The organism is Streptomyces fuscigenes (genome assembly GCF_021556455.1).
Taxonomy (GTDB): Bacteria; Actinomycetota; Actinomycetes; order Streptomycetales; family Streptomycetaceae; genus Streptomyces; species Streptomyces fuscigenes.
The window spans coordinates 1-1,754 of sequence record NZ_JAKGCV010000716.1; the positions used below are offsets into that span (position 1 = coordinate 1).

At 75.1% G+C, this 1,754-nt stretch carries 2 protein-coding genes; both read right to left on the reverse strand.

The features are described 5' to 3' along the window. On the reverse strand, positions 1-921 hold a 921-nt coding region (locus L1885_RS28020; protein ID WP_308117411.1), incomplete at its 3' end, for a purine-nucleoside phosphorylase. 231 nt (positions 922-1,152) lie between these two features. Further along, complete coding sequence (locus L1885_RS28025) at positions 1,153-1,590, reverse strand: gamma-glutamylcyclotransferase family protein (protein WP_235799946.1); 438 nt, start codon at positions 1,588-1,590, stop codon at positions 1,153-1,155. Between the last annotated feature and the right edge of the window lie 164 nt (positions 1,591-1,754).

A 1,754-nucleotide genomic window follows, 5' to 3' on the forward strand; every position in this document is an offset into this window, starting at 1 on the left:
CCGACCGCCGCCGCCGCGCCCATTCCGGCCCCGAGGAGATCTCTCCGGCTGATGCTGCGCATACCGTCCCCATCCGTGTTCAGGTCTCAGGTGACCGGCCTGCTTCGCCGAGTCGCGCCCGGCCCGGATGACCTCCTCGTGGTTGAGTGGCTGCCCGCTCAGCCCGGCCGCGAGGTTCGTCACCAGCGAGATGCCCAGCACCTCGGCGCCGGCCTCGCGCGCGGCGATGGCCTCCAGCACCGTGGACATGCCGACCAGGTCGCCGCCCAGCACGCGGACCATGTTGATCTCGGCGGGCGTCTCGTAGTGCGGGCCGGGGAACATCGCGTACACGCCCTCTTCGAGCGACGGCTCGATCTCCTTGCACAGCGCGCGCAGGCGCGGCGAGTAGAGGTCCGTCAGGTCCACGAAGCGCGGCCCGACGATGGGGGAGACGCCCGTCAGGTTGAGGTGGTCGCTGATCAGCACGGGCTGACCCGGGCGCATGCCCTCGCGCAGCCCGCCGCAGCCGTTGGTCAGGACGACGGTCTTGCAGCCCGCGGCGATCGCGGTGCGCACCCCGTGCGCGACGGTGGAGACACCGTGGCCCTCGTAGTGGTGGGTGCGGCCGAGGAAGACCAGCACGCGCTTGCCGGAGCCGTCCACGCGGTACGAGCGGACCGTGCCGCCCTGGCCCTCGACGACCGGCGGCGGGAAGCCCGGCAGGTCGGCCATGGGGAACTCGGCGTCGGGGGCGCCCAGCGCTTCGACGGCGGGCGCCCAGCCCGACCCCATCACGACCAGGACGTCGTGGCTCTCGGCGCCGGACAGCTCGCGCAGGCGCGCCGCGGCGAGGTCGGCGGCGGCATAGGGGTCGGCGGGGCCGGCGTGGCCGTGGCCCGCGGGGCCTTCGGAGGCGGCCGGATCAACAGTTGCGTTCACGCCGTGAGCCTATCCGCTCCTGCCCTACGCGCGTAGATGAAGGGGTGCACGGTCTCGTGATTGTTGCGTTGTCGTTTCCGGCGAACACCGGGCGAACACCGGGTGAACGCCTGCCGGGGCCCGGACGGCGGCGCGGAGAGCGGTCGTGCGCGCCCGTCCGCACGGCCCGGGGGCCGGCCCGGCCCGCCTTCGCGCGGCGGGCGCTTGTGCGCGCGCCCCGCGCCCGGCGCCTCAGCAGGGGCGCTTGCGCAGTTCCATCACGTAGTCGTGGGGCGCGCCCGCCGATTCGGCCGCGTCCGCGATCTCGCCCAGGTAGCGCGCGGACGGCAGGCCGCCCTCGTAGCCGTTGAGCACGTAGATCCACGACGGCTCGGCGCCCTCCAGCGTGTCGACGCGGACCCGCATGCGCCGGTAGATGTCGAGCCCGACACCCTCCCAGCGGTCCATCGAGTCCTCGTCCATGGGGGCGATGTCGTACAGCGCGACGAAGACCTGCTCGCGGGGCGCCTCGACGATCGTCGCCAGCGCGCCCTCCCAGCCCATCTGCTCGCCGCCGAACGTGAGCCGCCATCCGTTGAGCCACCCCGTGCCGCGCAGGGGGGAGTGCGGGGCGCGGCGCGTCATCAGCCGCGCATCGAGGTTGCCGGCGTACGCGGCGTAGAGCGACATGGGGTCGAGGGTACGGGAGGGGTGCGAGAGGCGGGGCGCGCGGCCCGCACCCGGCGGGCGGGGAGCCGCGGGCCCGGGAGTGTCGCGGGGGAGCCGCCGCGTGCGGCGCGGCCGGGCGCGGCTGCCGCGCCCCGGCGGTGCGGGCGGCGGCCCCTGGCTGGCCA

What these genes read in the sequence shown, in the direction of transcription:
- L1885_RS28025 (WP_235799946.1), bottom strand. Translation starts at nt 1,590, where the DNA reads ATGTCGCTCTACGCCGCGTACGCCGGCAACCTCGATGCGCGGCTGATG.